Raw genomic sequence first — 25,832 nt, 5'->3', positions numbered from 1 at the left:
CAACTCCCATCGCTGACGCCGCCGTGACGATGCAGCCAAAAATCATCGCCGCGATCGCGAGGAACGCCGCAACTTCACGCGTCAATGTCCGGACAGCATTCATCTCGGGGTCGGCTCCTTACGTTGACGATCGGTGACAAAGGCCGCGCCGACAGGCGCACCCAGCACGAGGCCGACCAGCAGCCCGATGCCGAAGCCCTCAACCGTGTTGCCGCCGGCGAGCAGGGCAATGATGAAGGCCAGCAGGATCACGATGACGGCGCGTTCGAGCGTCATGCCGCCACCGACAGGTCGATGGCGCCGTCGCGGCGCGCCAAGGCGATCGCCGCCGTCAGCCGCGGCTTGACCTGGGAATACGGGCGCGCTTCGCCCGGATTCCACAGGATCTTGAACGCGCGCGCTTCGATCTCGTCGACGGTGCCCTCATAGGTCATGCCGTAGGCGCGAAGGATCACGGCATAGGCGCCGGTGAGGTCGAGGTCGAAGGTGTCCGGCGTGCACCGGGTCATTCCTGGATGTGCCATTGGGCTATCCCCAATCCTGATTTTCTGCGGCGAGGGCGGTGTCGAAGCGGTCATCCGCCGCGACGTCCTCGGGTGTTTCGTGCCGAAATCCGAAGTCCTCCGGCCGAGCCATCAGCCGCTCGACATAATTGTCGTAGGCGGCGCGCTCTTCTGGAGTCGCCGCTGCGCGTTCCGCGGCCGGCGCGAAGATGAGGCGGGTCCAAGTCGGTGGGAGGGATGCCGTGATCACGGGGGCGCCTCCACAGATGAAATGAGCACACGGGGCGAGGCTCCCCGCCGTGCCGGGTATTTGACCGCCCTCGCTGCTAGGCACCCGCCTGTCCTGTCCTCGGCAGGGCCTCGACCTTCTAGGGTTTGGTATCGCCGGCTTCGCGTCCACGTCAGGTGAGCCGGCGATAGATCCGTCATCAAGGCGAGTGGCCGCCCCGATGACCCCAGTGCAGTGGTCGGAATTGAAAATGCATCTCGCGGGCCGGGCGCTTGCCCGGCTGTAATCGACATTGCGGGGCCGGAGAACACAGGGCAGCCGGACGCCTTGCGAGGCCCTGACTTCGAGTCCGGTTTCGGTTGCTTGTCATGCCCGATGAAAAGTTCGGTGCCGACTCTCACACCAGCCGCGTCCGCTGGGTCGCTGACCTGGCCCCTTGTGTCGCCGCGAGAATTGAGAACAGGGAGTTGGGCGCACCCGACACTTGCATCTGCCTGGCCGGCCGGCGCGCACTGGCCCAGATGCAGCACCGAGTTCGCGCGTACGGACAATGCATCCTCCGCTCGCTCGGATACGGGAATGGTTGCGCAGGGGGGATTTGAACCCCCGACCTTCAGCTTATGAGCCTGACGAGCTACCGGGCTGCTCCACCGCGCGTTCGTGTTCGCCGCATGCGTCATGACGAGAAGGCCTCCGGCCTTGTCTCGCCGTCGCGCGGCGGAAATTGCAGGATCTTCGCGCACACCTCAGGAGTAGTGGCGGCATTGCGGGCAGCCATCCGCGCAGCCGCACCGACCTGGAGCGCGGCAAAACCCTTGTGCGTGTCGATGGCGAGCCCGGCGATCGCAAGGCGCAGTTCGTCCGCCGTTGCGCCGCCGCGCGCGGCAAGCGCCCGCAGTCGCTCAATGGTCTGGATCTGCGCCGCCTCGAGATACCCGGCGCGGAACGAAAGGTCGTCGATGATGGCGGTCGGATCGAAGGAAAGGTCGGTCATGCCGTGACGTCCTTTCCGGCTCGACGTTGAACATCGAGGTTGCGGACGGCGCGGCGATCGCGCTTGGTCTGCGCCGCGGCCCGAGCATCGTCCGGGCTCCAGCGGCGGCGTCCGGTGATCGTGACGACGCCATCCTCGCGGATGGTTGCGTAGCGGTAGCCGTCCTCGATCAACTGGCCGTCCTCGCCGCGCATGTAGCGGATGACGTATCCGGCCTCGTCGTCGGCCTCGATCACGTCGATCACGGTCCGTCCGTCGACCGTGATGGCAGGTGCATCGAAAAAGAACTTCCGCCAGTCGCTTTTGCCGGAGACACGGATCAGCATTAGACCGGCTCCTTCGTCACGTCGGCTGCGGCGAAGGCCTTGTCGGCGGCGGCGTCGAGTCCGATCGCGCGGAACTGCGCTCCGGCATGTTGCAAGCCGCCGATCAGGCGGTTTCGCTGCTCGGTGAGCCGGTCGATTGCCCGCTGGCTCCAAACGGCCGCGACCAGAAAGCCGACCCCGGTGAAGAAGATTGCCGTGGCGATGTAAGCGATCACCGTCATGGGCGGCGCTCCTCACCGCAGACATCGCAGGCCAAGTGAGCATCGGTGCAGGCCGGGCAGGGCGGAGCGATGTGGCAGGAGCAATCGCCTGCGCGGACCAACACGACAGTGCCGTCGCAGCCCTTGATCGGGCAGCGTTGCCCTTCTTCGAGGGCGGCCGGATCGGCGATTGATGTCGTGATGGTCAAAAGCAAGTCTCCCGTGGCATCTGGAAGATAATTCCAGACGCGGGGACATGTCAATAAAAAACTGGAAATAAATTCCAGACCGGATTATGACGACTGGACCGAGGTCCGCCACGACGGGCCCGCCGCCATCCAGTCGAAATGCCAGGTCGGAGATCTATGGGGTGAGTTCCCGAGGCTACATCAAGCTCTTTCGCTCGCTGTACGGGCACGAGTTTTTCAGGCCATCGGCGATGACCGAGCGCGAGGCCTTCATCTGGATGATCAAGGAAGCGGCGTGGAAGCCGCGGCAGCGTCGGTTCGGTCAGTTCTTCGTCGATCTCGATCGCGGCGAGCTCGCCGGCTCGCTGCGGTTTCTCGCGGAAAACTGGCTATGGAGCGTAGGAGCGGTGAGGGGCTATCTGGGTCGTCTCGAGAGAGAGGGCATGATCAACACACGGTCCGACAAGGGGGTGACCGTCATAACCGTTTGCAACTACGATCATTATCAGGGTGACGATCAAGCTGATGACACAGTGGACGACAACGTCCCAGCACAGCGTCAGCAAGGTCCCAGCACAGCGCCAGCACAGGGCCAGCACAATACAGAAGAAATAAAAAATCTAAGAAAGGAAGAAGGGGAAGATCATATGGCGCCCGTTGCCGGGCGCAAACTGGTCCCGGCCCAAGGCCTTTTTGGCGATGATGCTCCGGCCGATGAGCAGCAGCCAAAGCGCAAGAAGCGGCAGACGACCGGGCGCAGGACGAAGATTCCTGACGACTGGCAGCTTCCTGAAGCGGGATGGAAGTACGCCCGCGAGCGCGGCTGGAACGACGACCACATCCGGTTTCAGGCGGAGAAGTTCAAGAACTTCCACACCAGCAGGGGCAACCTGATGGCCGACTGGGACGCCGCATGGCGGACCTGGGTTGGCAATGACTACGACCGCCGATCAACTCGAGGTGGCGGCGCGCCGGCGCCGAGCCGCGCCGACACCGCGATTGACGGCATGATGGCCGGACTAACAGAGGGGGATTTCCATGCGCGATCTCGTTGAACCGCAACGCGGGAAGCCGCCGGCACCGCCATCGTTCTCAGGACTCGAGCCGCCGCTACGCGCAATTGCCGCAGCCCGCGAGGCAGCTGCGCTGGCCGACGAACCGAGTGTCGAACTCCTGGGGCAGGTGGACAAGGCCATCGCGGTTCACCGTGAGAACCGAGCGGCGCTGGAACAGGCGCTGGCGCCGATCCCTGTCGCTGGCGCCGTCGCCTATTTGGGCTTGCTGGTGAAGGCGTACCCGAACGCCGGCAGCCAAGATGCCGGGGTCTTCGGCCAGTTCCTCCGCGACGACGTCATGTCGCTGGATCCGTCGTTCGGCGCGGTCGAAATGGCGTGCCGGCGCTGGCGGCAGAAGTCCAAGTTCCTGCCGACGATCGCCGAGATGATGGTGGAGGTAAGGGCGGCTCGCGAAGAGCTCGCCGGCATCGCCGAATTCGTCGAGCGGCTACCGACGATCCGAAACGCGCTCGCCGCGAGGTTGTCGCGCTAGCGATGGGCCTTTAGCGCGTCGCCGACAGCTTGGCGAAGCTGCCGATCAACGGTCTCGACATAGCTCGAGTCCGTCGCCTGGCCAGTGGCGCGGAAGGTGCGCTGGATATCGCCGAGCTCTTCCTGTTCCGCGATCAGCTTGTCGACGGTTCGCTTCCCGCCGAACTCGGTCTGGTACTTGACGAACGCCGCTTTGCAAGCCTGCCTCACCGCCTGGTTCATCGTCGTTCGGTCGGTGCATTCCGCAAAGTAATTTAGCAGCGATCGCAGCTCCGGCTCGCTCATGCGGGTGATCTCGGCGCGAGCGGCGCGGATCGACTCCTCAGACGGCTGAGCGGCTTCAACCCGCGCGCCGGCGCCAAGACTGATCAGGATAAACGCGGCGAGGGTAGATCTCGACGTTCCAGCCCCAGCCACCCTGGCCGCGGCAACGGGAGCAGTGGATGTGCTGACCGAGCTCATCGATCGTAGTCTCCGGATGGATCCGAAAGTGCTGGAGATCATTGCTTGTCCAGACGACGGAGTGACCGCGGAAATAACGGTTTTTGCAGTGTTTTGACGCCGCATCGTTCTCGCTCGTGACGATGTATGCCGGCATCATTGAATCTTTCCGCGCCAGAGTCGACGCCACCAGATGTGGTGGCTGTCAAAACTCCACGCCCACAATTGCGTGGATGCTTTCGACCAGGTTCGCGGCAAACCGGAGTTGCTTCGGCGGATTGTACTGCTCGAGTATCAGTTCCTTCCGCGAGAAGGAGACAAACTCCTTCGCGTAGCCGTCGAATTCGTTTTCGACGCCGGTCTTGATCTGCACGACCACCAGCGAGCCGCGATGGTATGGGCGCTTCGGATTGACGTAGACCTTGTACCCATCCTTGATTGCTGGAGACATCGAGTCTCCGCTCTGCTCCACGACGTAACCTTCGGCGACTGCTTCGAGGCTCGGTGGGCGCAGGATCTCCCCAACTTTTTCCCCGTTCAAGATGAACCTTCCCTCACGACCACCCGCGGCTCGACCGTAGATAGGCACAGTTTTCCGCGAGTATTTTGTTTCTCTTTGTTCGCCCGTAAGGTTTGGGGTAACCATATTTTCGTCAAGGGCAACAATCGTCTCATCCGAGATATGGTTACCCGAGGTTGCTTTACCGTCGCGCAACCATTCGACGCTCACGCCGAGCGCAGTTGCCAGTTGCTCCATCGTTTTGCCACGCGGTTGCTCGACGGGCTTTTGCTTCGCCGAGATCTTCTCGTAGCTATAAATTTTCTGGACCATCGCGGCGATCGCATCGGCATCGTTGCTGCCAACGATGACGCGCGCGAGATCGGGTACCGAAACACCCTTCGACCTGCGAGCAGCGCGCAGTCGGTGGTTCCACAGTAGGGGCGGTGTCTCCAAGGTAAGTCCTTTGTCGGGTTCCAGATTCTCCACGGGTCCAGCATAGGAACTGGAATTATTTTCGGAATAGAATTCGGATGACTTGTTTCCGGAATTAAATTCCAGTAAATTCCAGAGGCCATGACAGATGCCTCCGCAGACACTCCGCCCGCCGATCGTCCAAAGACGGTTCCCGAAATCATCAAGTACGCCGGCGGCGCTGCGGAGATCGCGAAGGCCTCTGACGGGGTGGTCACGATCGAGGCCGTCTACAAATGGTCCAAGATCGGCATTCCCGACCGACATTGGGGCGTGATCCGCGGGCTGTGCGACGTCACAGCCGAGGAACTCTACGCCGCCAACGTCGCTGCGCGGGCGCCCGCTGACACCGCTGGCCGGTGAGGGCGTCATGACACGCCGCCGATCACAGTTTTCAGCGTCGCGGCTTTCGTCGACAACCTCGTCGCCTGGTCGATCAATTCCGGCACTCGGATCGCCCAGTGCGTTTCCGTTCGTCCCGAGGCGTGCAGAAGCAGCTTCTCCGAAAGGCGGTCGAGCATGACCGCGGCACAACTCCTCGGCACCAAGCCGGCATCGATCAGCATCTGCAACATCGCATCGAAGCACTCTTCCGCAATCAGCATTCGTGTTCCGGCCAGGGCGGCGCGCGCCCAGTCGTCATCTTTGTCAGGCGTCGACACCACGGCGACGCTCGAATTGTGTTTGTGAAAAAAGGGAGCATTCATCATGGGAACAGCATCGCTTGCCGCTTCGATCAATGCAAACGAACCCGTCCTACGTTCGTGCAAACCGATTTCTACGAACGTAAGAGCCGCGAAGATAACCGCTGAAATCATTCGGGTTTGTCGCAACGCGATGACCGGCGGTAGCTTCCGCAAAACGATGGCTGCGCGTGCGCAGTGCTCTCTGAGCACCGTCGATAATTGGACCGCCAGCAATCGCGTCATCGACCTCGAACATTTCCTCAACGTCTGCGCGGGGCCGGAAGGCCTCGAGTGCATCGACGCGCTCTGGGCGCACATCCCCGAAGAGACACGCGAGCGTTGGCTGACTCGCCGGATACTCGAGCGCCGGCTCGCCGAGGCAGAGGCCGAGGTGAAGCGCGTGCGGCGCGAGGCCGATGAGCGGCAGATCCACATGGAGTTGACCCGGCGCTGAACGGGCGGTCGGTCTGAGTACGAGCCGCGCGAATTCGCGGCGCATTGTTAAAGCGAGCTTCTGCGTGTTTGCATTCCTGGCCGATCAGGCCGTCGCTATCAGCACCTGCTGCACATCGTGCGGCGAAAGCTGGATCAAGTTGGGAAGCTGGTGGTTCGACGTCTCGAAGTGGCTGGATAGCCGCTGCGAGAAGCCGTTCGCTGAGATCCGTGCCGCCCGACGAAAGGCGGCGCGCCGATGAAGCCGTCAACCTGGAGCGACGATCGCATCACGCGTTTGAAGGAACTGTTCGCGGCAGGTTTGTCATGCTCGCAGATCGCCGCCGAACTCGGCCAGGTGACACGCAACGCGGTCATCGGGAAGCTTCACCGTCTGGGCATGGCCAACAGCCGACCCAAGCAGGTCCGGGAAATCGAGGCGCCGAAACGGAAGCGTACAGCCGCGCCGTCTCGCCGGCAGTCCGCAATCCGCCAGGTGTTTGCCCAGGCACAGGAGCCTATCCTCGAGGAGAGTGCTGAGCCGCACCAGTCCGCGACCGACTTCGATCCCGGCGTCCCTCAAGATCAGCGGAAGGGAATTCTCGACCTTCGTGACGGCGACTGCCGCTGGCCGATCGGAGATCCCACGACGCCGGATTTCTATTTCTGCAGCGGTCGCGCGCTCGCCGGTCTGCCGTACTGCGCGCATCACACTCGGCTGGCGTATCAGCCGACGCAGAACCGTCGGGGCAGGGAGACGCAGGAGCAGCGGTCGCTCCGAATTCAGGATCATCACCGGGCACAGAGGGCGGCCACGTCATGGTCATGAACCCCGGCGCCTCGACCATCATGAAAGACTACGCCCGCAAGGAGTGCATCGCCTCCCTGATGACGGTCGAGCACGCCGGCGGCAAGGACGTTGCGGCGCTTGTGATCGACGCACACCTCCAGGCCATCGCGTCCTACCTGGTCGGATCGATCGGACGGGAGAAGACATACGATGTCTTCTCGCGATTTGCTGACGAAGTGATCAAGCCGACGTTGCCGGCGGGAGGTCCAGCATGATGGGCCTCACCAACGTCCAGGCGCAGTGCGTTCAATTCGTCAGGCATCACGTCGAGCAGCACGGTGCATCGCCATCGTATCGGGAGATCGCCGACCATCTCGGGATCCGGGGGCGTGGCACGATCTCGCACCTGATCGACAGTCTCGTCTATCGCGGCGCGCTGCTGCGCGTTCCGGGCAAGGCTCGGACGCTGAGTATCCCGGAGCCGGGTGTCGGGGATGGGATCGTTGTGCGCCCGCTGCCGGAGGTCCGCCGCGCCATCCGCGCCTATGCCCACGAACATCGGATCTCGGAGCGGACCGCGGCCGAGGAGGCCCTGCGCGCGTACTTCGTGGGAGGCGCCCCATGATGCGCGTCATCTCCCTCGGTGCCGGCGTCCAGAGCACCACTATGGCGCTGATGGCGGCGCATGGCGAAATCGGACCGATGCCGGATGCCGCGATATTCGCGGACACCGGAAGCGAGCCAGCACCCGTTTATGAACATCTCCGCTGGCTGATGTCGCCTAACGTCCTGCCCTTTCCGGTCCACACCACGCGCAAGCCAGAGGCCCTGCACACGGCGTTGTTCGCGGGCACCAACGGCGGCGGAAAGCGTCGGTATGCGGCCATCCCGGCCTTCCTCGATCGAGGAAATGGTGAGGACGGGCTCGGCCGCCGACAGTGCACCAAGGAATACAAGATTGAGCCGCTTTTGAAGAAGCAGCGCGAGTTGCTTGGCTTCGCCCCGCGCAAGCGCATTCCAGCGGCAAGCATGGAAGTCTGGATCGGCATCTCAACCGATGAGGCGGTCCGGATGAAGCCTGCGCGCAATGCGTGGCAGGTGAACCGCTGGCCGCTGATCGAAAAGCGCATGTCCCGATGGGATTGCCTGCAGTGGCTGCGCCGGAACGGTTATCCGGAACCACCGAAAAGCGCATGTACGTTCTGTCCGTATCGCAGCGACCATCAATGGCGTGATTTGCGCAACCGCGATCCAGCCGGATGGCAACAGGCAGTCGAGGTCGACCACGCAATCCGCTCGCCGGAGTCCGGCTATTCACGGCACTTACGGCTGAAGCCGTACCTGCACCGTTCAATGAAGCCGCTCGACCAGGTCGACTTCTCGACGAGCGAAGAGCGTGGCCAGCCGGATCTCTTCAACAACGATTGCGAAGGGATGTGCGGGCTGTGAGCTGGTTCTTCGAGCCGCTGCCGATGTTTGGTTTCGATGTCGTCGACATCGATCCGCCGACCGAGTTCAAGCTGCGGTCGGAGAGCGGCAACAAGAAATCCGCGTCCGCCCAATACAAGATCATGTCCTGGGAGGATCTCGCCAATCTGCCTGTCGGTCACCTCGTCCGCGGCAACGGCATCATCACGCTTTGGGCAGGCCCGCCGACGCTGAATAAGTCGATGTGGCTCCTGGAGCAGTGGGGCGCGCGCTTCAAGACGGAACTGGTATGGCCGAAGGGGCGCATGGGCACCGGGTATCGGTCGCGCGGCATGCACGAGTCGGTCTTGCTCGGCGTGTTCGGTGATGAGCACCAGATCCACGACGCGCTCTACGGCGAGATCAAGGGCAAAGCTCGGGGACACAGTCAGAAGCCGGTCGAATGGTACGAGCATCTCCGGGAAAAGACGCCCGGCCTGGAGAGGCTGTGTCTGTTCTCCCGCGAGAACCATGAGGGCTTCACGCACTGGGGGGACGAGGTTGGCACCATCGAAGTCGGCGCCAGGGTGCCGCCACGCCGCAAGACGGAGAAGCAGGCCTCGGCGACCCCGCTTTTCGACGCGATCGAGGTGCCGGCATGAAGGTGTATCTGCCGCCACCGCCGGATTGGGATAATCGCGGATGGGCGCCGACGGCCGAATATCGGCTGGCGCCGCGACTTTTCGGCGTTCGGCTTGAGCGCCGCTGGATCGCCATCGACGGCCGCTCGGAATGGCGCCGCGAGACGTCGCCGGTTCGTGTCCTCATCATTGAAGGTGGGGCATGAGAGAACGCACCATCGACCACGACCAGGTGAGGGCGCTTCATGCCGCGAACCTGACCGTCCCCCAGATCAAGGCGCGCGTCGGCGGATCGCCCGCGTATCTCCGTCTCATCATCAAAGGAAAGGTCGGCGTCAAGCCGAATAGCCATTCGCGGCAGTCGGCGCTCCCGCTGGCCGGCCGGCCGGCCAAGATCCCCGCGTTTGATAACCCTGCGATCGTGGAAGGCCGGACGGTCTACCGCTCGACCGTGGTCGATCCGAGTTCCTACGGCCACGACGTTCTCAAGAGCGGGTTCAACAGTTCGAAGATTGGGAAGGCCGTCACCAAGGGACGCTGGAAAGGCTTCCCGATCTACACCCTGACGCTCGAGGAGCGCGCGACATGCCCGACCTGGTGCCGGCATTGGCGCTCCTGCTACGGCAACTCGATGCAGCACGCGCACCGGCTCGACCGAGGGGCGGCGCTGGAGGCCCGGCTGGAGCAGGAAGTCCGCTCGCTCGGCCGCAAGCATCGCCGCGGCTTCGTGGTGCGCCTGCACGTGCTGGGCGATTTTTATTCGGTCCCCTACGTCGCTCTCTGGCAGCGGCTGCTGGCCGAGGTGCCGCAGCTGCATGTCTACGGATTCACGGCTCGCTGGGACGCGAAGCGAGATCCGATCGCCGCGGCGCTGGTGCGCCTGGTGCTGGCGAACTGGGACCGCTTCGCCATCCGATTCTCCGACGCCCCGATTGACGAGTGCTCGACCGTCTCGATCGAGACCCCGCTGCAGGCGCCGGCTGAAGCGATTGTCTGCCCCCAACAACTCGGGCGCACCGAGGCATGCGCGACGTGCGGCCTCTGCTGGCAATCGAAACGTCCGATCGCGTTCATCACCCACTGATCAACCTGGAGAAACATATGACAACGCCTGCCGCCGACAGACCAAATGAGCCGACACAGAGCGCGCTCGATGCCTACAACCTCTCACGTATCCGGGCCGCTCAAGCCGAAGCGAAGGTCGCCAACGAGTCCAACAATTCCGTCAAAAACCGGCTCCGGGGCGTTTTCGCGATCACCTCGCAGCAGGGCATGAACAATGACGCCGCCAAGCTCGCGATCAGGCTGCTGGAGGGCGGCGACGAAGTAATCGACGCCTACTGCGCCGAGATTGAGAAAGCCGGCATTTATCTCGGCTTGCTCGGCAAGACGTTGAGCCCGCGCCAGTACGAGCTCTTCGGCATGCGCGGACAGGGGCCGACACCGGAAGACGAGCGCGCCAAGCGCGAGGGTCGCGCCGCCGGCTTCCGTCTCGATACCGAGCCCGGCTCCAAGGAATCCGACAACCCGTACGAAGTCGGCTCGATCAAGGGGCAGGCATGGCTGTCGGCATTCCGTCAGGCCCGTTCGGAGCGCGACGCCATCATGGCCATGCCGCAGCCGACGCCCGAAGGCGGCGAGCAGCCGAAAGGCGACGACGGCGACGAGGCCTGACCGTTCGAGATGACCGGCAGCAACCGCCGCCGGAAACCATGGAGAGAAGCCGTGAAGAGCAAGCCGTTCCTGTACGAACTGAAAACGATCGTCAGCATGATCGAGAGCAACGAGAAAGGCACGGTGATCGGCCGCGCTGAGTATCAGGATCACGTCAATAGCTATCTGGTCCGCTATCGCGCCGGCGACGGCAGGCAGACCGAAAGCTGGTTCGACGAAACCGCGATCCAGGTCGCCTGATCGCGATGAAGATCCTGGGCTTAGATATCGCGACGACAACGGGCATCACGCTGCTCGACGGCGATCGCTATGTCTGGGCCCGGGCCTTCCATTGGGAGGGCAAGAACTCGGGACAAGTCTTTCGGCATTTCCGGAAGACGCTGTTCCAGATTGTCAAGGACAACCAGGTCAGGCACGGCGCCGCCGAAGAGCCGCTTCGTACCGACATTGAGCTCAAGGGGAAGCCAACCGAGGAAAACCCGGAGCCTGCGACGACGCGCCCGCCGATGAAGACGTTTCAGCGGATCTACGGGCTGTGCGCGATCGCCGAAGAAGTCTTTGCCGCCCATGACGTCCCGTTCATCTACGTCAATCAGGGGACGTGGCGAAAGGCGTTCACCGGCAACGGGCGCGCCACCAAGGAAACGTCGCTCGGTTACGCCCAACTGATCGACCGAAACATCACTTCCCTCGACGCCGCCGAGAGCCTCGGCGTGGCCTGGTGGCTCCGTGGCCATCTGGATCCGCGCTTCGCAGCGCCGCGCGGCGATCTCTTTGAACCGACGCTTACCCCAACCCGAAAGGAGACCCCGTTTTGAAAGCCGTAATGGAACAGGCCGCGCTGGCGAAACTGCTCGGCCGCATCTCGCGTGCGGTGGAGCAGCGCAACACGATCCCGATCCTGAGCAACGTCCTGGTCGACATCAGCCAGGACAAGCTGACGATCAGGGCCACCGACCTCGACCTCGAGGTGGTCGACTCGATCAGGGCCGAGGTGGCCGAGAAGGGGTCGACAACCGTGCCGGCCCGGCTCTTCCACGAGATCGTCCGGAAGATGCCCGCCGGTTCGCAGGTGACGCTGGAGCAGACCGGCGACTCCACCGCCGTCGTCAAGTCGGGGCGTTCGCGGTTCACGCTTCAGACGTTGCCCGTCAGCGACTACCCGAACCTCTCGGTCGACGACCTCAATGTCAGCTTCACCGTGACCGGAAAGGATCTGCGGCGGCTGGTCGATCGGGCTGCCTTCGCCATCTCGACCGAGGAGACCCGCTATTACCTCAACGGCATTTATTTGCATGCCGTGAAGCAGGGGAACGTCGCCACGCTGCGCGCCGTCGCCACGGACGGGCATCGCCTGGCCCAGGTCGAATACCCGCTGCCGGAGGGCGCCGCCGACTTGAAGGGGATCATTGTGCCCCGGAAAACGGTCGCCGAGATCACGCGTCTCTTCGACGCCGGCGATAACGAAATCCTTGTCGAGGCCTCCGGCAGCAAGATCCGCTTCTCGGCCGGCGACATGGTGCTGACCTCGAAGCTGATCGACGGCACGTTTCCGGACTACGGCCGCGTCATCCCGCAGAACAACGAGAAGAAGATCGCGGTTGTCTGCAAGGACATGCTCGCCGCCACTGATCGCGTCGCGACGATTTCCAGCGAGAAGGGCCGCGCCGTGAAGATGACGCTCGGCGCCGGTAAGATCACGCTGAGCTGCTCGAACCCGGACGCCGGCTCCGCGACGGACGAACTGGAAGCCGAGTACGCCGGCGATGCGATGGATATCGGTTTCAACAGCCGGTACCTGCACGACATCTTCATGCAGATCCAGGGCGAAACAGTCAGGCTGGATCTCGGCGACCCGGGCTCGCCAGCGCTGCTGCGCGGTAGCGATGAGTCGATCCTCTACGTCCTCATGCCGATGAGAGTGTAGCCGATGACCGTCATCAAGCACGATGAGCGCAAGCTGGAAGCCGAGCTCTTGCGCATCTTTAAAAGCCACGGCGTGCCGGCGCTCAATATCGAGGGTGTTCAGCATATCGGACTGATCTCCGTCCGACAGGTCGGAGACAAGGGCGGTCCTTACGTGCCCGGCGCGCCGCCCAATTCGGTGGCGGTCGCGGTGCCGACGCTGGTCCGGGATATCTTGGAGGCGCTGAGTTGAGCCGTCGCAAGATCCTCGTTGCTGACCTTCTCTGCGGCGCCGGTGGCTCGTCCACCGGCTGCGCGCGGGCTCTCGCCGAGCTCGGGCTCGAGATGGAATTGGTCTGCGTCAATCATTGGGGCATCGCGATCGAGACGCACAAGAAGAACCATCCGCTCGCCCGCCATTACTGCGAAGACATCGCCGCCGTCCGGCCGCACATCATCGTTCCGGAAGGCTACCTCGACCTGTTGATGGCGTCGCCGACGTGCACCCATCACTCCGTCGCACGCGGGGGCAAGCCGACCTCGGACCAGCAGCGCTCCGACCCTTGGCACATCATCACCTGGCTGACCGAACTGCGCGTCAAGCGGTTGATCATCGAGAACGTCTGGGAATTCGTGGGATGGGGCCCGGTCGATCCGCGGACCGGCAAGCCGATCAAGAGCCGCAAGGGCGAGTATTTCGCCCTCTGGATCGACACGATCCGCCGGCTCGGCTTCGAACCGGAATGGCGGAAGCTCAACGCCGCGAACTACGGCGACGCCACGACTCGGCAGCGCTTCATCTTGAAGGCGCGCAACGACCGCAAGATCGTTGCTTGGGCCCCGCTGACCCACGCCAAGCGAGCCGACGACACGTTGCTGTTCCCGGGCATGAAGCCGTGGAAGCCGGCACGCGAGATCATCGACTGGTCGCTCAAGGGCCGGTCGATCTTCAACCGCTCGAAGCCCTTGGCGCCGAAGACGTTGGCCCGGATCTATGCCGGCGCGGTCAAGTTCAACTGGCCGGAGCCGTTCCTCGTCGTTCTCCGCAACCACATGGACGGGCAGAGCCTCGACCGGCCGCTGCCGACCGTTGCTGCAAACGGTCTCCACATGGCGCTGGCCGAGCCGATCCTGCTGAAGCAGAACTTCAGGCGGGACGCGCAGACCGTAGACGACCCGGCACCGACGGTGATGACGCAGGCTCGCATTGGGCTCGCGGAGCCCATCGTCTGCGGGAACCGGACAAACAACACCGCCAAGAGTGTCGACGAGCCCGTCGGCGGGATCACCACCACGACCGGCGGCGGCCAGTTCTTTGTCGAACCGGTCATCATCAATGGGCGGAAGAACAACAAGGCGAAGGGCGTTTCGTCCGAACCGGCGCCGACTTTGGACACCAAGGGTGGAGTCTGGTTGGCTGAGCCGCTCGTTCTCAGCACCGGAAGCGGCGCGGCGCGGCCCGCGGACGATCCGCTGCCGACGATCACCACCGGCGGCGCCGGATCTGATGACCCGGGCTGCGCGCGGCCGATGCTGGTTTCTCCCGTTATCTCGTTCGATCAGATGATGGCCGAGATCAACGGTAGCGCGGTTGAGCCGTTCATCCTTAATCGTCATGGCGACGGCTTCGCCGAGACCCGGGCGCACTCGATAGGCGATCCGGCGCCGACCGCGAACTGCGACGGCGGCGGATACCTGGTCGAGCCGTTTGTCCTGTCTCGCCATGCCGGCGGGGCGCCGCGGTCAGTCGAAGAGCCCACACCAACCCAGGTCGCGAAGCAAAGCCACGTACTGATCTCGCCGTATTACGGCTCGGGATCTGGCGAGACTTGCAAGAGCGCCGAGGAGCCGTTGGACACCGTCACGTCGAAGGGGCGGTTCGGCATGGTGGTGCCGGTCACCCACACCCAGGGCGGCAACGCGGCCCGCGACGTCGCCGATCCGCTCCCTACGCTGACCACGGCGAAGGGCGGCGAGTTCGCCATGGTTATGCCGGTCACCCATCACGACCACAGCGACCGCGTCCGCGATCTCGGCGAACCGATCCCGACGGTAACGACGGCCGCGCGCGGCGAGCTCGCATTCATCGCGGCGCAGTTCGGCGAGCGGGAAGGTCAGGCGCCGCGGGTGCACGATATCGCAGAACCTACCCCGGCGATCACTGCCACAGGCCACGTCAACCTCGTTGAGGCGACGCCGCAGTACGACATCCTCTTCCGGATGCTTGAGCCGCACGAGCTCGCCGCGGCCATGGGCTTCAACGAAGACGAGGCCGAGTACGAATTCGCCGGCACCAAGACGCAGAAGATCAAGCAGATCGGCAACGCAGTCTCGGTGTCGCTGATGAAGGCCGAGGTCGCCGCGATCATGGCGGATGCCGCGGCCAAAGCAAAACCGGAACCGGCCATCGTCAAGCGCGCTGCGAGTGCCTGACATGGCAAAGACGAAGCCATTCGCTACCGAGGTCGCGTTGTGCAAGCGGTTCATCTCCTCATTGCCCGAGGGATGGACCGCTTATCCGGAGACGTGTGGGTGGGACATCCTGCTCGTCCGCAATGCGGATGGCTTCCAGATCGGCGTCGAGGCAAAGCTTCGGCTCAATACCGACGTCATCAGCCAGGCGCTTGAGGAATACGGGGCCTTCTACGCCGATCATCCCGGACCAGACTGCCGGGCCGTCCTGGTGCCCGCCGACTCTCAGGGCGGGTTTGACCGCATTTGCCGCTACATCGGTCTGACCATCATCTATGTCCGGTCCGAAGCGGAAATGAAGCCGACGTCGGCCTATGCAAACCGTCCCAGCAAGGTGTTCGAGCCGAGCCTGCCGGGTGATCGGCACGGCATCAACGAGAAGGAATGGTACGAGTGGGCGCCGGCAAAGCGGCACCCGTTGCCGGATTACGTTCCTGATGTCGACGCCGGCGCGCCGTCGCCGGTCCAACTGACAAGCTGGAAGATTGCAGCCATCAAGATCGCAATCATTCTGGAGAAGCGCGGCTTCCTCGTCCGCGCCGATTTCAAGCACGTCAACATCGATCACCGCCGCTGGCTGCCGTCCGCCGCCGGGTGGCTGAGGCTGGACAACGGTGTCTACCGGGGCGCGCCTGGCTTCCCGAATTTCAAGGCGCAGCACCCGCGGGCCTATGACGAGATCGCCGCGGACTTCGATCACTGGAAGCCGGCGGACCCGCTGGCGCCGTCGCCGGTCGCCGCGCCCGAACCGAAACAGGAAAGCTTGCTATGACGGAACGCATCAGGTGCTGCATCCCGGGCTGCGGGCGGACCTTCAAGCGCGAGGCCGGCGATGCCGAAGGCGTGAAGATAATGTGCGGCCGCCATTGGCGGATGGGCGACCAAGCCATGCGCGACCGCCACAAGCAGTTACGCAAGCGCGCGCGGTGGTTTGAGCGCCGATGGGAGAGGCGGCAGAACGCGATCGCTCGGTCGCCGAAGCTCCAAAAGTTCGGAAACGCGTGGGATAGAGCAGCGGCTGCCTGCAATGCGCTTTGGGAGCGCATCCAAGCGGATGTGACGATCAAGGCGGCATTCGGCGCCGAGGACGCGCCGCGCCGGCGACGGAAGGAGCCGGCGTGACGATTCACTACCATGGCACGCCGCTATCCCCGCGCGCTGAGCTCTTGAAGATGGCGGGCAAGTGCTTCTGCGTGCCGTATTCCGACGCGCGCGACGCGGACACCTGCCTCACGATCGGGCAGGCCGTCATGTTCGACAACGGTGCCTTCAGTGCCTTCACCCAGAAGAAGCAGTTCGATCGCGCAGGCTACATTCGCTTCCTCGAGCCGCGATTGGCACCGCCGCACTGGGCAATTCCGCCGGACGTAATTGATGGCAGCGTCGACGAGCAGCGCGCAGGACTGGCGGACTGGCCGTACCCCGGTGCCCTGAGTGCGCCGGTCTGGCACATGGCGCTTCCAATCGACTGGTTGTTGGAACTCGCCGATGCTTGGCCGCGGATCTGCTTCGGTTCAACGAGCCAGTATTGGCAGGTTGGTTCTGATCTCTGGTGTCGCCGGGCCGATCAAGCCTTCAACGAGTTGGCAAAGCGCCACCAACACCTGCCGTGGATCCACATGCTGCGCGGCATGTCGCTCTCCGGCGACCGCTGGCCCTTCGCCTCCGTCGACTCTGTGAACGTCGCTCGCAATTTCAAGGATTTCAATCTTGACCCCGAGCGCATGGCGAGGCGTCTCGACGCCGTACAGTGTAACGGCGTTTGGACCGTTCAGCCGGAACAGCAGGATATGTTCGCGTGAAGAACAAGAACGGTTTCCGCGGAGTCAGGAAGAGCAACGACGCCTGGCGTGCCAAGCCATACTTCGCGCGGCTTCGCGTCGGCGAGACCGTGATCTATTCCGAGCGTTGCGCCACCGCAATCGGCGCCGCGATCGAGTACGACACGCTGGCGCGCCAAGCGCACGGTTCCAAGGCCGTCCTGAATTTCAATGCGAGGCGGCCGTGACGCGAGAAGACACCGCCGAGATCAAGAAGCGCCTGAACGAGATGCTCGAACAGGTGCTGAAGCATTTCTGGCCCGGTCATGTGACCAAGGGCAAACTGGCCTATTGCGCGCCGGCGTCGCCGAAGGATCTCGGTTCATTCGTCGTCTATCTGGGCAAGATCGGCAAGTACGACCGCGGCGCCTGGGTCAGGAGTTCGGCCAGCATCGGCGGCGACGAGATCAACCTGTTCGCCTACGGATTGACGGGCAATCACCGGGCCAATGCCGAGGTGTTCGACCGGGCCCGCGAGTTCGTCGGGCTCGATCGCGCCCGCGAAGAGACACCGGAAGAGCGGAAGCGGCGAGAAGATCGCGAGGCCGACGCTGCCGAGAAGCGCGCGGCGGATGAGCGGCGGGCCGCCGAGCATGTGCAGGCGCGCCAGCGCACGGCCGCTGAGATCTGGGCGGAAGGGATTCCGATCGCCGGCACACACGCCGAGGCGTATCTGCTGGCCCGCGGCATCCCAGTGCCACCAGACGGTTGGGATGACTGTCTCCGCTTCCACCGCAGTGTGGCCTATGACCTCGACACCCGCCTTTCGTTCCCGACGCTGGTCGCACGCGTTGACGACGTCTTCGGCGACTTGACCGCCATTTGGAAAGTCCATCTCGACCCGGCGAAGGCCGCCAAGGCGCCAGTCGAGAAGGCGAAGATCGGTGCCGGGGCAGCTGCCGGCGGCGCCGTGCGGATCGGCGGCGTCGCCGCGCACATCGGCCTGGGCGAGGGCCTCGAAACCTGTCTCGCCGCGCGCGCGCTGATCAAGTATCGCCGCCCGGTCTGGGCCGGCCTCAGCACCAGCGGCGTCGCCGGGCTCGAGCCGCCGATAGAGGTTGAACGGATCACGTCTTTCCCGGACGGCGACAAGCCGTGGCGGCGCCAGGACGGGGATCTGGTGCTGGCCGAACCCGCCGGCCGCGCCGCGGTGCGCAAACTTCATGAACGCATGGTGGCGCTCGGAAAGCTGCACGACAGCCAGCCGGAGCCACGCATGCGGACCGACTATCTCGACATCTGGAATGCGCGACTGCGCGCGGAGGCGCTATCTTGACGGTTCGAATTCTCAATGGTGATGCGCGTGCCGTGGTGCGGCTGCTGCCTTCCAACTCGGTGAATGCCTGCGTCTGCTCACCGCCGTATTTCCGGCTGCGCGATTACAAGATGGCCGGCCAGATCGGACTCGAGAGTTCGCCCGAGGCCTATATCGCGGAAATGGTCGAGCTCTTCCGCGAGGTGCGGCGGGTGCTGCGCGATGATGGCTCGCTCTGGATCAACATCGGGGACTGCTATGCCGGTTCCGGTCGCGGCGGCAATCCGGCGGCTGCCTCGTCGACGCTGCTCGGCACCCTGCAATCGCAGGAAGCGTCCATGGTGGTGCGGCAGAACTGGGAGATCGGTGCGAGTTCGAGGACCGCGGCGCAGACCGAGCGTGGCAGCCGCGTGCCGGCCGGCATCCAGGCGAAGGCCCAGGGTGAGGGCGCGATCGGGCGAGCGTGGGAGCCGCCGCCCGGCGGGCTGAAGCAGAAAGACCTGATCGGGATTCCGTGGATGCTGGCCTTCGCGTTGCGCGCCGACGGCTGGTGGCTGCGCAAGGACAACATCTGGGCCAAGCCGAACGGAATGCCTGAGAGCACCCGCGACCGGTCGACCACGGCGCACGAATACGTGTTCCATCTCACGAAGTCGGAGACCTATTACCACGGCTACGACGACGTCCGGCTGCCGGCGGCCCCAGAGTCGGTGACGCGCTTGGCCCGCGCTATGCGTGACAAGCTGGGAAATGATGGCGACCTGGTCATCAGCGGGGGAGGATACGCTCCAGAGGGACAGCCGCCCCATGCAGGCGCTCGGAAGCGCGATCGCCAACGGGGGCACGGCCGCCGCCACGCCGGCTTCAACGATCGCTGGGACGGCATGTCGGTTGCTGAACAGCGCGCGAACGGCGCCGCGCTGCGCTCGGTTTGGTGGGTGGCGCCCGGCGGGTTCAACGATGAGTTCTGCACGAAGTGCCGCAGGTTCTATCCCAGCGCTGAGCTCGGCCGCCTCCGGACCGAAAAAGTTGAGCGCGACGGCCGCAAGCTGACGCATCGCTTCTGCGAGTGCGGTTCGCACGAGGACTGGCTCAACCATTTTGCCGTAATGCCGCCGGAACTGGCAGCAGTGTGCATCCTCGCCGGCGTGCCCCAGGGCGGCACTGTTCTCGACCCGTTCGCCGGCGCTGGCACCACCGGCATGGTCGCGGATCATCTGCAGCGCGATGCGATCCTGATAGAGCTCAATCCCGACTATGCCGAGATGGCCGCCAAACGGATCGGCGCGAGCCATCCGATGCTGACCTCCGTCGAGATCGAGGCGGTGCCGGCATGATGCGGTGGTGCGCCAGCAACAGGGCCGATCCAGTCGCGCGCGCGATCGCCGATCGGCACTACAATCGCCAGACCGTCGGCGCCGAGCAGTTCGTGCCGCCGGGCCGCTGTTGCGTGCTGGTTGAGGATACCGCACGAGCATTTTGGGTCACGTCCTGGCCGCTCCCGGAATTCGTGAAACATGATTGGCCAGGCGCGTGGATTTGCTCGGCGTTCCGCAGCGAGGATGCCGGCGGGTCGGTCGAACTCGTCACGCAGGCATTGTCGGCCACGCGCGCAGCCCTCGGTGAGCCGCCGGCGCTCGGCCTTGTCACGTTCATCGATCACCGGCAAGTCAAGCCGACGATGATCCGAAGCCACCCAACATGGGGATGGGTCTGGGTGAAGGCTGGCTTCCGATACGTCGGACAGACGAAGGCAGGACTGCTCACCTTCCAGATCCTGCCTATCGACATGCCGCCGCCGATGCCGGCGAAGCAGCGGCTACCGCTTGGGCTGCCGCTATTCGATGAGGCACTGGCATGAGCATCCAAGTGATCTGCGGCGATTGCCGTGACGTGCTGTCGGATTTGGAGGACGAGTCGGTGGACCTGGTCCTGACCGATCCGCCCTATGGAGCGACGAAATTGAGATGGGACCGTTGGCCTCGAGGGTGGCCAGCGAGTGTCAGAAGAGTCCTGAAAAAGACTGGCAGCATGTGGGTATTTGGCACGCTGAAGATGTTCCTCGAGCAACACGACGAGTTTGACGGTTGGTGCATGGCGCAAGATGTCGTTTGGGAGAAGCACAACGGGTCTGGGTTTGTGAATGATCGATTTCGCCGTGTTCACGAAACCGCTGTTCAATTCTACCGGTCAGACGCGCGCTGGGCTGACGTTTACAAGATGCCGCAGTTCACAAACGATGCGTCTGCTCGCCGCATCCGGCGGCGCGGTCGCCCGGCGCACCTCGGCGAGATCGGTGACCAGGACTACAAAACCTTCGAGGGAGGACCGCGCTTGATGAGGAGCGTCCAATATGTCCGCTCCGAGCACGGACAGGCGTTCCATCCGACCCAGAAGCCGATGGGTATTGTCGAGCCGTTGCTTCTCTATTCGAGCCCGCCTGGCGGAATCGTCCTGGATTGCTGCGCCGGCAGCGGCACCACTGGCATCGTTGCGTCTCGTCACGGCCGCACAAGCATTCTGATCGAGGCAGATCCCGAGATCGTAGCCGCGATGCAGCGTCGCCTTTCGCAAGATCATTTCAAGTTCGAGGTGCCGGCATGAACAAGCGGCCAGCCGCCGCGCCTGATAGGCCGACGCAAAACGTCCGTGCCGAAGAGGCGATCATTGGAAAAATTTTAGGGGCGGCCGAGAATTTCTGGGCCGTCTCCGACCATGTGTCGGCGGACCAGTTCACGGTTCCCCACCATCGCCTGATCTTCGCGGCGGTCGAGGACTGCTGCCTGAACGGCGCCGGCCCGACGCTGTCGCTGCTCGAGGCCAAGCTCCCGACGGAATTCGAGGGTGTCGGCGACACGGAGGCCGTTCTCCAGATCCTGATCGAGAAGGCCGCGGACGTCGGCAGCGCGCTCGATTTCGTCGACGACATCGTGCTGGCGTGGCGGGAGCGCGCCCGCATCGAGCTCGGCAAGGTCGCCACGGCACCGAACAAGACCTTCGACCAAACCCGGCAAGACATCGACGACCTGCTGCGCGTCGTCGACGACCATGACCGGGTTCGGCATGCTGTCAGCCTGGCTGACGCCGCCGGAACGGCTATGGCCAAGGCCGGCGAGGCCTATGAGCACCGCGGCAAGCGCGCCGTCGGCGTGCTCACCAAGATCCCGGAATTGGATGAAGTCCTCGGGCCCATCGTCGGCGGGACGACCGTCACGCTGGCCGCGCCATCCGGCCACGGCAAATCGGCGCTGATGGCTCAGATCCTGCGCGACAATGCAGGACCGTCGCTCGACGAGTCGAGCATCTTCCCGGGCTTCTCCCTGAGCCTCGAAATGTCCGCGGAGCAGATCGCATACCGCGACATCGCGTCGCTGTCCGGCGTCTCGGTCAAGAAGCAGATCAGCGGCGACTTCAACCAAAAGGAATTCCTCGACATCCGGCGGGCAAAGGAACAGCTCGAGTCGATCCAGGTATGGGTCCAGGACCGCAGCCGGATGACGATCAAGCAGATCGGCGACGAGTTCCGCAAGGCGAAGCGCCGCTACGGCGTCAGGCAGTTTTGCATTGATCACCTGAAGCTGGTCGAGCCGGAACAGGAGCATTGGAACGTTGTCCGGACGGTCGAGTATGCGTCCGCCTACACCAAGGATCTGGCGAAGGAACTCGACGGCGTTGTTTGGCAGCTTGCGCAACTGACCCGCGAAGGCCAGCGGGCGCCGAGTTGGAAATTCGGCAGCGGCGACATCTACGGCGGCGGCCTCATCGTTGAAAACAGCGACATCATCGTTGGCGTCACCATTCCCAAGATCTGGCTCCGCGACAACGAGCCGGAGCCGGCATCAGAAGACAACCCGAAGGGAAGAGAGCAGCGCGACCGCTGGCTTCGGGAATACGACATATGGAAGGACAAGGCGGCGTTCGCCGTGTTCAAGAACCGTAGCGGCACCGGCTGTAAGTGGAAAGAGGTCGACTTCAATGGCCCGCGGATGATGTTCGGGGGCAACGCAAACAGAGAGGAGATCCCGTTTTGACCACGAAGCTTGAAATCTCAGTCGACTGCTGCTTTTGCGGCAAAAACCATCGCACTGAGATTGTCCTCCCACCTGGTTGGGAGCATCGAACCGGCGGAGTCGACAGCGAGGTCGGATTTTGTCCCGACCACGCAAGGGTCGCAGCCTTCGCTGACGCGCAATGCCCGGGCTGTGTCGGCGGTTGGGGCGACTGCCCAATGTGGCGGGCGTTCGCCTTCAGTCACGATCGATCGATTGGTCCGGAGGATTACCAGGCGCTCGAGGCTGGCCAATGCCCGCGGCGCGTCAACGGCACGATAAGCATCGACCGCGCTCGCGGAACGATGACGGATCTCGACCTGAGCGACCAGGCAACCGTCGAGGCCGGAAAGGCTTTCGCGCAGGCGATCCGCGAATACGTCGAGACCTATCCCGCGCGCGGATAGATCGACGGTGGACGGCGCTCCAACTTTCCGCTTGCAGTCGTAGACAAATCACCTCCGCAAAACATATCCGTGATTCTGCGTGGAGGATGGAATGTCTCAAGCACAGATCACGGATGTCGCACCGGTACACGTCGACAAGGAGCGCGATCGCCGAGCCCGTGCTTTCATGCGCGACATCCGGCGCGCGCGGCCGATGGAGTCGTACAAGGGGCTGACCTATGAGGGGCAACTCCTGTTTGAGGAGACGCGACGCCGGCAGCGCATCGTCCAGGAACTCGTGGTCGAGTACCTGATGGACCGCGACACCGAGGGCGCTCGTCGTGTGAAAGAGGCGCTGCATCGGAACAAGCTGTTCCAGCAAGGCTTCCGGAGCGGGACAACTGACTCCGTCGATCCCCTGAATCTCTGGGGCAAGCCACTCACCAAGAAAGAGCAGAAGGCGGCCGATGAAGCCGAGCGCCTGGCCAGCGGTCGGCGCAAGCACACCATCCCGGACCCGCAAAATCCAAGGCTCAACGTGCTGGTCGACACGGTTCGTGCATCGCACCTCAATCTCACGGAGTCCAAGAAGCGCGGCGCCGCGGATCCCGAGGACAAGCTGCGCCAGAGCGCCGCGGATCGCTTTCGGCGCGACTTCGATCTGGCCACCTTCCATGGGTCGCGCGGCTTCGCGCTGCAGGACAAGGTCGATGGTGGCGGCGGCGGCTCGCCCTCGCACACCATCGCCCTCGAGGCCAGCGGACGGCTCAGGGAAGTGGAACGCCGGCTCGGCCGCCGGCAGTTCGACATCCTGCTGGTCAGGATCGGGCTCGAGTGCAGCAGCGAGGACGTCCGGATGCATGGCGGCGAGGAGCACCGCACCAACAATTCGGACTTCCGGGTCGCGCTGAACGCGCTGGTGAAGCTTTACGACGGCGTCGAGATCGTCGACCGGACATGGGACGCGGTTCGGCGGCTGAGGATCGCCGCCGGCATGGGCTTGCAGAAGTAGGGTTGGATTGATGTCCCTCGGACGGTTTGCCCCCAATAGCCGCGAGACGCCGCTGGAAACGAAACAGCGGGTTTGGCGTGAGTATGGTCTCCTCCTGCTCGATGTCGACAACGACGTGATGACATGGGACCAGCGCGAAATGGTGCGATCTATGGGCCGGAAGATGTTCGGGCCGCGGCGCGGGGAAAAGAAATGAAGCGGTCTCGAATTCCCACGCTGGGCCCGCGCGTTCCGACCCTCGACACCAGGAAGGTGAAGCCTCCGGAGAAGCGCGCGGACCCGCACTACCAGACTGCCGAGCACCAGCGGTGGGCGCTGCAGGTCAAGAAGCGCGCCGGCTGGCGCTGCGAGCATGTCGAGGATGGCGTCCGCTGCGAGCGCAGCCGGGCCAACGGCGACCAGATGTACGCCGATCATGTCGTCGAGATCAGGGACGATCGATCCCGCGCCCTAGACCTGAACAACGGCGCCTGCAAATGCGCCGAGCACAACGTCCGCAAGGGATTGCAGGCTCGAGCGGACCGGATGCGATCGTAGGAGGGTACTAATGGAAATCGCAAGGATCTCCGGCTGCAACAAGGTGCTGGAGGCGCCGAGGAACTGGGACGAGGAGAGGGATGGCAAGTGCATGGATCTGCCGATCCGCGTTGAGGTGCTGAATAATTCGCTGCCCTCGCTGTCGTCCGCGTGGATGCCGACGGCGGAAGAGTTGGCCCGGTTGAACGCCGGCGCGCCGGTGCACCTCCGGATCATCTCGCAGAGCCATCCGCCGGTCATGCTCGAGGTCGGCGAAGTCCCCACGGACGCAGGTTAGGAGTCGGACCGATGCTGCTCTATCGCTACGAATACGATCTCCAAAGCATTTACTCCACGCAGTCGCAGGGATGGTTGCGGCGAGAGTTAAACAGCCGAATTGCGGACGGTTGGCGACCGATCAGCGTTGCTGGCCGATCGCAAGAGGCAATCGTGCTGTTGCGCCGGCGCCGCTGGTTCTGGCAAAGGTCGCCGTCATGAGCAGGGAGCCGTCACCGCGCGCCGACGCGCTGCGCGCTCAACGCGAAGCCAGGTGGGAACGGATGCAGGCGCAGAAGCGGGAGCTCGATGCCCTCGACGCCGCGGCCGCAGCGAAGGACGCGCCGCCGGCGCCAGCGGCGAAGCGAGCGCCGCCCAAGAAACGGCACGCGGCGAAGAAAAGGCGCAGCCGGGGCACGCAAAATCGATCGTAGCCGGGACTATTCCTCGATCTCGTCGTCCGCCGGCATCTGCCGAAGCTTCTGGTACGGGAATTTTCCGAGCTCGGGATGCAGCCGATCTTCTTCGATCATCGCCGCCGCCGCCATACGGGCGGTCCCGTGAGCGTTTGGCAGCGTCATCATGGTCAGCGCGATCGGCACCCAGGTCGGGATATCGTTCCCGCCGTTGGCCCATTTCGTGACGGTCGAAAGGTTCTGGCACCAGACACGGGCGAACGCCGGCACCGACATGCCCTGCTTCGCCAACTCGGCCTTGAAGTCCTCGGCCGAGATCTTGCGGTGAACAAATCTGGGGGGCGACATCTGAGAGTTCCTTTCCGGTTGGGCACAATCGCCCGGAATCGGCCGTAGCCGAGGGGGTAGCACAAAATCGATCGTAGCCGGGAGTCCCGGCCGATCAGGTGTAATCCAGCGGCGAGACCTGCTGCTTGCCGACGGTCATCACCGGCGGAATGACGCCGCCGCGCTTGATGGCGCCGAGCCATTGCGCCTCCGTTCCGGTGAAACCTGGTGCGGCCTCCACATGGTGGTCGGCAAGCCATTTGGCCAAGGCCTCGGGCGACGGGCAGGGCGGCGAAACCGGCGTGCCGGCGCTGGTGGTCTCGTACAACTGCCAGTGGGTGCGCTCCGCCTCCGGCCATGCCGGCAT

45 protein-coding genes and 1 tRNA gene are annotated in these 25,832 nt (G+C 63.9%); 33 read left to right on the top strand and 13 right to left on the bottom strand.

Annotated elements, in window-relative coordinates:
• Positions 1 to 99: 99 nt before the first annotated feature.
• The 8 genes from AKN83_RS39345 to AKN83_RS39340 all read right to left on the bottom strand — a co-directional run bounded on the left by AKN83_RS39345 (position 100) and on the right by AKN83_RS39340 (position 2,461).
• Positions 100 to 276 (bottom strand): hypothetical protein, encoded by a 177-nt coding sequence (locus tag AKN83_RS39345; RefSeq protein ID WP_157113151.1) that lies wholly within the window; start codon positions 274 to 276, stop codon positions 100 to 102.
• Positions 273 to 524 (bottom strand): hypothetical protein, encoded by a 252-nt coding sequence (locus tag AKN83_RS00865; RefSeq protein ID WP_157113150.1) that lies wholly within the window; start codon positions 522 to 524, stop codon positions 273 to 275. The genes AKN83_RS39345 and AKN83_RS00865 overlap by 4 nt, the downstream gene beginning before the upstream one ends.
• Positions 525 to 528: 4 nt before the next feature.
• Positions 529 to 753 carry a hypothetical protein gene (locus tag AKN83_RS00860; RefSeq protein ID WP_050400438.1) on the bottom strand — a complete coding sequence of 75 codons (225 nt, stop codon included), beginning with the start codon at positions 751 to 753 and terminating at the stop codon, positions 529 to 531.
• A 559-nt stretch (positions 754 to 1,312) separates the two neighbouring features.
• Positions 1,313 to 1,389: transfer RNA gene (locus tag AKN83_RS00855), tRNA-Met, on the bottom strand.
• A gap of 19 nt (positions 1,390 to 1,408) precedes the next feature.
• A complete protein-coding gene (locus AKN83_RS00850; RefSeq protein ID WP_050400437.1) occupies positions 1,409 to 1,726 on the bottom strand; it encodes a hypothetical protein in 318 nt (105 codons plus the stop codon).
• Positions 1,723 to 2,052: a hypothetical protein gene (locus AKN83_RS00845; protein WP_050400436.1), complete on the bottom strand. Its 330-nt coding sequence runs from the start codon at positions 2,050 to 2,052 to the stop codon at positions 1,723 to 1,725. Before AKN83_RS00845 ends, AKN83_RS00850 begins: the two co-directional genes overlap by 4 nt.
• Positions 2,052 to 2,273, bottom strand: coding sequence for a hypothetical protein (locus AKN83_RS00840; protein WP_050400435.1), 222 nt, complete (start codon positions 2,271 to 2,273; stop codon positions 2,052 to 2,054). The genes AKN83_RS00845 and AKN83_RS00840 overlap by 1 nt, the downstream gene beginning before the upstream one ends.
• Positions 2,270 to 2,461 (bottom strand): hypothetical protein, encoded by a 192-nt coding sequence (locus AKN83_RS39340; protein WP_157113149.1) that lies wholly within the window; start codon positions 2,459 to 2,461, stop codon positions 2,270 to 2,272. Before AKN83_RS39340 ends, AKN83_RS00840 begins: the two co-directional genes overlap by 4 nt.
• Before the next feature lie 161 nt (positions 2,462 to 2,622).
• Between AKN83_RS39340 and AKN83_RS00835 the strand changes: the two genes are divergently transcribed.
• Entirely contained in the window at positions 2,623 to 3,495 is an 873-nt protein-coding gene (locus tag AKN83_RS00835; RefSeq protein WP_050400434.1) for a hypothetical protein, read from the top strand.
• Positions 3,479 to 3,988 carry a hypothetical protein gene (locus AKN83_RS00830; RefSeq protein WP_050400433.1) on the top strand — a complete coding sequence of 170 codons (510 nt, stop codon included), beginning with the start codon at positions 3,479 to 3,481 and terminating at the stop codon, positions 3,986 to 3,988. The genes AKN83_RS00835 and AKN83_RS00830 overlap by 17 nt, the downstream gene beginning before the upstream one ends.
• Here the strand turns inward: AKN83_RS00830 and AKN83_RS00825 are convergent.
• Both AKN83_RS00825 and AKN83_RS00820 read right to left on the bottom strand, forming a co-directional pair.
• Positions 3,985 to 4,449 (bottom strand): hypothetical protein, encoded by a 465-nt coding sequence (locus AKN83_RS00825; RefSeq protein ID WP_157113148.1) that lies wholly within the window; start codon positions 4,447 to 4,449, stop codon positions 3,985 to 3,987. The genes AKN83_RS00830 and AKN83_RS00825 overlap by 4 nt on opposite strands.
• 184 nt (positions 4,450 to 4,633) lie before the next feature.
• Positions 4,634 to 5,383: an XRE family transcriptional regulator gene (locus tag AKN83_RS00820; RefSeq protein ID WP_157113147.1), complete on the bottom strand. Its 750-nt coding sequence runs from the start codon at positions 5,381 to 5,383 to the stop codon at positions 4,634 to 4,636.
• A gap of 120 nt (positions 5,384 to 5,503) precedes the next feature.
• Between AKN83_RS00820 and AKN83_RS00815 the strand changes: the two genes are divergently transcribed.
• Positions 5,504 to 5,764, top strand: coding sequence for a hypothetical protein (locus tag AKN83_RS00815; RefSeq protein WP_050400430.1), 261 nt, complete (start codon positions 5,504 to 5,506; stop codon positions 5,762 to 5,764).
• A gap of 5 nt (positions 5,765 to 5,769) precedes the next feature.
• Here AKN83_RS00815 and AKN83_RS00810 read toward each other — a convergent pair whose 3' ends face one another.
• A complete protein-coding gene (locus AKN83_RS00810) occupies positions 5,770 to 6,111 on the bottom strand; it encodes a hypothetical protein (RefSeq protein ID WP_063695134.1) in 342 nt (113 codons plus the stop codon).
• On the opposite strand from AKN83_RS00810, the gene AKN83_RS00805 reads away from it, so the two are divergent.
• From AKN83_RS00805 to AKN83_RS00665, 30 genes are all read left to right on the top strand, one after another.
• Positions 6,110 to 6,541, top strand: coding sequence for a hypothetical protein (locus AKN83_RS00805; protein WP_157113146.1), 432 nt, complete (start codon positions 6,110 to 6,112; stop codon positions 6,539 to 6,541). The genes AKN83_RS00810 and AKN83_RS00805 overlap by 2 nt on opposite strands.
• A gap of 64 nt (positions 6,542 to 6,605) precedes the next feature.
• Entirely contained in the window at positions 6,606 to 6,782 is a 177-nt protein-coding gene (locus AKN83_RS39335; protein ID WP_157113145.1) for a hypothetical protein, read from the top strand.
• Positions 6,779 to 7,348 carry a GcrA family cell cycle regulator gene (locus tag AKN83_RS00800; RefSeq protein WP_063695133.1) on the top strand — a complete coding sequence of 190 codons (570 nt, stop codon included), beginning with the start codon at positions 6,779 to 6,781 and terminating at the stop codon, positions 7,346 to 7,348. The genes AKN83_RS39335 and AKN83_RS00800 overlap by 4 nt, the downstream gene beginning before the upstream one ends.
• Complete coding sequence (locus AKN83_RS00795) at positions 7,339 to 7,584, top strand: hypothetical protein (RefSeq protein WP_050400427.1); 246 nt, start codon at positions 7,339 to 7,341, stop codon at positions 7,582 to 7,584. The genes AKN83_RS00800 and AKN83_RS00795 overlap by 10 nt, the downstream gene beginning before the upstream one ends.
• Positions 7,581 to 7,934 (top strand): LexA family protein, encoded by a 354-nt coding sequence (locus AKN83_RS00790; RefSeq protein ID WP_083991864.1) that lies wholly within the window; start codon positions 7,581 to 7,583, stop codon positions 7,932 to 7,934. Before AKN83_RS00795 ends, AKN83_RS00790 begins: the two co-directional genes overlap by 4 nt.
• Positions 7,931 to 8,758: a hypothetical protein gene (locus AKN83_RS00785; protein ID WP_050400425.1), complete on the top strand. Its 828-nt coding sequence runs from the start codon at positions 7,931 to 7,933 to the stop codon at positions 8,756 to 8,758. The genes AKN83_RS00790 and AKN83_RS00785 overlap by 4 nt, the downstream gene beginning before the upstream one ends.
• A complete protein-coding gene (locus AKN83_RS00780; RefSeq protein ID WP_050400424.1) occupies positions 8,755 to 9,378 on the top strand; it encodes an MT-A70 family methyltransferase in 624 nt (207 codons plus the stop codon). Before AKN83_RS00785 ends, AKN83_RS00780 begins: the two co-directional genes overlap by 4 nt.
• Positions 9,375 to 9,563 carry a hypothetical protein gene (locus tag AKN83_RS00775; protein ID WP_050400423.1) on the top strand — a complete coding sequence of 63 codons (189 nt, stop codon included), beginning with the start codon at positions 9,375 to 9,377 and terminating at the stop codon, positions 9,561 to 9,563. Before AKN83_RS00780 ends, AKN83_RS00775 begins: the two co-directional genes overlap by 4 nt.
• Positions 9,560 to 10,441 carry a GP88 family protein gene (locus AKN83_RS00770; protein ID WP_050400422.1) on the top strand — a complete coding sequence of 294 codons (882 nt, stop codon included), beginning with the start codon at positions 9,560 to 9,562 and terminating at the stop codon, positions 10,439 to 10,441. The genes AKN83_RS00775 and AKN83_RS00770 overlap by 4 nt, the downstream gene beginning before the upstream one ends.
• Positions 10,381 to 11,031 carry a hypothetical protein gene (locus AKN83_RS00765; protein ID WP_157113144.1) on the top strand — a complete coding sequence of 217 codons (651 nt, stop codon included), beginning with the start codon at positions 10,381 to 10,383 and terminating at the stop codon, positions 11,029 to 11,031. Before AKN83_RS00770 ends, AKN83_RS00765 begins: the two co-directional genes overlap by 61 nt.
• Positions 11,032 to 11,082: 51 nt before the next feature.
• Complete coding sequence (locus AKN83_RS00760; RefSeq protein ID WP_050400420.1) at positions 11,083 to 11,271, top strand: hypothetical protein; 189 nt, start codon at positions 11,083 to 11,085, stop codon at positions 11,269 to 11,271.
• Between the two features lie 5 nt (positions 11,272 to 11,276).
• Positions 11,277 to 11,849: a hypothetical protein gene (locus tag AKN83_RS00755; RefSeq protein ID WP_050400419.1), complete on the top strand. Its 573-nt coding sequence runs from the start codon at positions 11,277 to 11,279 to the stop codon at positions 11,847 to 11,849.
• Positions 11,846 to 12,958 (top strand): DNA polymerase III subunit beta, encoded by a 1,113-nt coding sequence (gene dnaN, locus AKN83_RS00750; RefSeq protein ID WP_050400418.1) that lies wholly within the window; start codon positions 11,846 to 11,848, stop codon positions 12,956 to 12,958. The genes AKN83_RS00755 and dnaN overlap by 4 nt, the downstream gene beginning before the upstream one ends.
• Positions 12,959 to 12,961: 3 nt before the next feature.
• Positions 12,962 to 13,189 (top strand): hypothetical protein, encoded by a 228-nt coding sequence (locus AKN83_RS00745; RefSeq protein WP_050400417.1) that lies wholly within the window; start codon positions 12,962 to 12,964, stop codon positions 13,187 to 13,189.
• Entirely contained in the window at positions 13,186 to 15,369 is a 2,184-nt protein-coding gene (locus tag AKN83_RS00740; protein ID WP_063695131.1) for a DNA cytosine methyltransferase, read from the top strand. Before AKN83_RS00745 ends, AKN83_RS00740 begins: the two co-directional genes overlap by 4 nt.
• A gap of 1 nt (position 15,370) precedes the next feature.
• Positions 15,371 to 16,180, top strand: coding sequence for a hypothetical protein (locus AKN83_RS00735; RefSeq protein WP_050400416.1), 810 nt, complete (start codon positions 15,371 to 15,373; stop codon positions 16,178 to 16,180).
• Complete coding sequence (locus AKN83_RS00730; RefSeq protein WP_050400415.1) at positions 16,177 to 16,530, top strand: hypothetical protein; 354 nt, start codon at positions 16,177 to 16,179, stop codon at positions 16,528 to 16,530. Before AKN83_RS00735 ends, AKN83_RS00730 begins: the two co-directional genes overlap by 4 nt.
• A complete protein-coding gene (locus tag AKN83_RS00725) occupies positions 16,527 to 17,210 on the top strand; it encodes a hypothetical protein (protein ID WP_050400414.1) in 684 nt (227 codons plus the stop codon). The genes AKN83_RS00730 and AKN83_RS00725 overlap by 4 nt, the downstream gene beginning before the upstream one ends.
• Positions 17,207 to 17,416, top strand: coding sequence for a hypothetical protein (locus tag AKN83_RS00720; protein WP_050400413.1), 210 nt, complete (start codon positions 17,207 to 17,209; stop codon positions 17,414 to 17,416). The genes AKN83_RS00725 and AKN83_RS00720 overlap by 4 nt, the downstream gene beginning before the upstream one ends.
• Before the next feature lie 41 nt (positions 17,417 to 17,457).
• A complete protein-coding gene (locus AKN83_RS00715; protein WP_157113143.1) occupies positions 17,458 to 18,504 on the top strand; it encodes a DUF7146 domain-containing protein in 1,047 nt (348 codons plus the stop codon).
• A 32-nt stretch (positions 18,505 to 18,536) separates the two neighbouring features.
• Positions 18,537 to 19,820 carry a DNA-methyltransferase gene (locus AKN83_RS00710; RefSeq protein ID WP_050400411.1) on the top strand — a complete coding sequence of 428 codons (1,284 nt, stop codon included), beginning with the start codon at positions 18,537 to 18,539 and terminating at the stop codon, positions 19,818 to 19,820.
• Complete coding sequence (locus AKN83_RS00705; protein ID WP_050400410.1) at positions 19,817 to 20,344, top strand: hypothetical protein; 528 nt, start codon at positions 19,817 to 19,819, stop codon at positions 20,342 to 20,344. The genes AKN83_RS00710 and AKN83_RS00705 overlap by 4 nt, the downstream gene beginning before the upstream one ends.
• Positions 20,341 to 21,087 carry a DNA-methyltransferase gene (locus AKN83_RS41010; RefSeq protein ID WP_050400409.1) on the top strand — a complete coding sequence of 249 codons (747 nt, stop codon included), beginning with the start codon at positions 20,341 to 20,343 and terminating at the stop codon, positions 21,085 to 21,087. The genes AKN83_RS00705 and AKN83_RS41010 overlap by 4 nt, the downstream gene beginning before the upstream one ends.
• On the top strand, positions 21,084 to 22,514 hold the full coding sequence (locus tag AKN83_RS00695; RefSeq protein WP_050400408.1) for a DnaB-like helicase C-terminal domain-containing protein: 1,431 nt from the start codon (positions 21,084 to 21,086) through the stop codon (positions 22,512 to 22,514). The genes AKN83_RS41010 and AKN83_RS00695 overlap by 4 nt, the downstream gene beginning before the upstream one ends.
• Positions 22,511 to 22,939, top strand: coding sequence for a hypothetical protein (locus tag AKN83_RS40885; RefSeq protein WP_206600771.1), 429 nt, complete (start codon positions 22,511 to 22,513; stop codon positions 22,937 to 22,939). The genes AKN83_RS00695 and AKN83_RS40885 overlap by 4 nt, the downstream gene beginning before the upstream one ends.
• A 91-nt stretch (positions 22,940 to 23,030) precedes the next feature.
• On the top strand, positions 23,031 to 23,930 hold the full coding sequence (locus tag AKN83_RS00685) for a hypothetical protein (RefSeq protein WP_157113141.1): 900 nt from the start codon (positions 23,031 to 23,033) through the stop codon (positions 23,928 to 23,930).
• A 10-nt stretch (positions 23,931 to 23,940) separates the two neighbouring features.
• On the top strand, positions 23,941 to 24,126 hold the full coding sequence (locus tag AKN83_RS00680; RefSeq protein ID WP_050400405.1) for a hypothetical protein: 186 nt from the start codon (positions 23,941 to 23,943) through the stop codon (positions 24,124 to 24,126).
• Positions 24,123 to 24,467 (top strand): hypothetical protein, encoded by a 345-nt coding sequence (locus AKN83_RS00675; protein WP_050400404.1) that lies wholly within the window; start codon positions 24,123 to 24,125, stop codon positions 24,465 to 24,467. The genes AKN83_RS00680 and AKN83_RS00675 overlap by 4 nt, the downstream gene beginning before the upstream one ends.
• Positions 24,468 to 24,477: 10 nt before the next feature.
• Positions 24,478 to 24,744, top strand: a complete 267-nt coding sequence (locus AKN83_RS00670; protein ID WP_050400403.1) for a hypothetical protein — start codon at positions 24,478 to 24,480, stop codon at positions 24,742 to 24,744.
• A gap of 109 nt (positions 24,745 to 24,853) precedes the next feature.
• Positions 24,854 to 25,156 (top strand): hypothetical protein, encoded by a 303-nt coding sequence (locus AKN83_RS00665; RefSeq protein WP_050400402.1) that lies wholly within the window; start codon positions 24,854 to 24,856, stop codon positions 25,154 to 25,156.
• Between the two features lie 6 nt (positions 25,157 to 25,162).
• On the opposite strand, the gene AKN83_RS00660 is transcribed toward AKN83_RS00665, so the two are convergent.
• Positions 25,163 to 25,486: a hypothetical protein gene (locus tag AKN83_RS00660; protein WP_050400401.1), complete on the bottom strand. Its 324-nt coding sequence runs from the start codon at positions 25,484 to 25,486 to the stop codon at positions 25,163 to 25,165.
• 94 nt (positions 25,487 to 25,580) lie between these two features.
• On the bottom strand, positions 25,581 to 25,832 hold the full coding sequence (locus AKN83_RS00655; RefSeq protein WP_050400400.1) for a hypothetical protein: 252 nt from the start codon (positions 25,830 to 25,832) through the stop codon (positions 25,581 to 25,583).

It is taken from the genome of Bradyrhizobium embrapense (genome assembly GCF_001189235.2).
GTDB classification, from domain to species: Bacteria; Pseudomonadota; Alphaproteobacteria; order Rhizobiales; family Xanthobacteraceae; genus Bradyrhizobium; species Bradyrhizobium embrapense.
The sequence above is the reverse complement of the archived record's forward strand: the minus strand, read 5'-3'. Positions and strand labels throughout refer to the sequence as shown.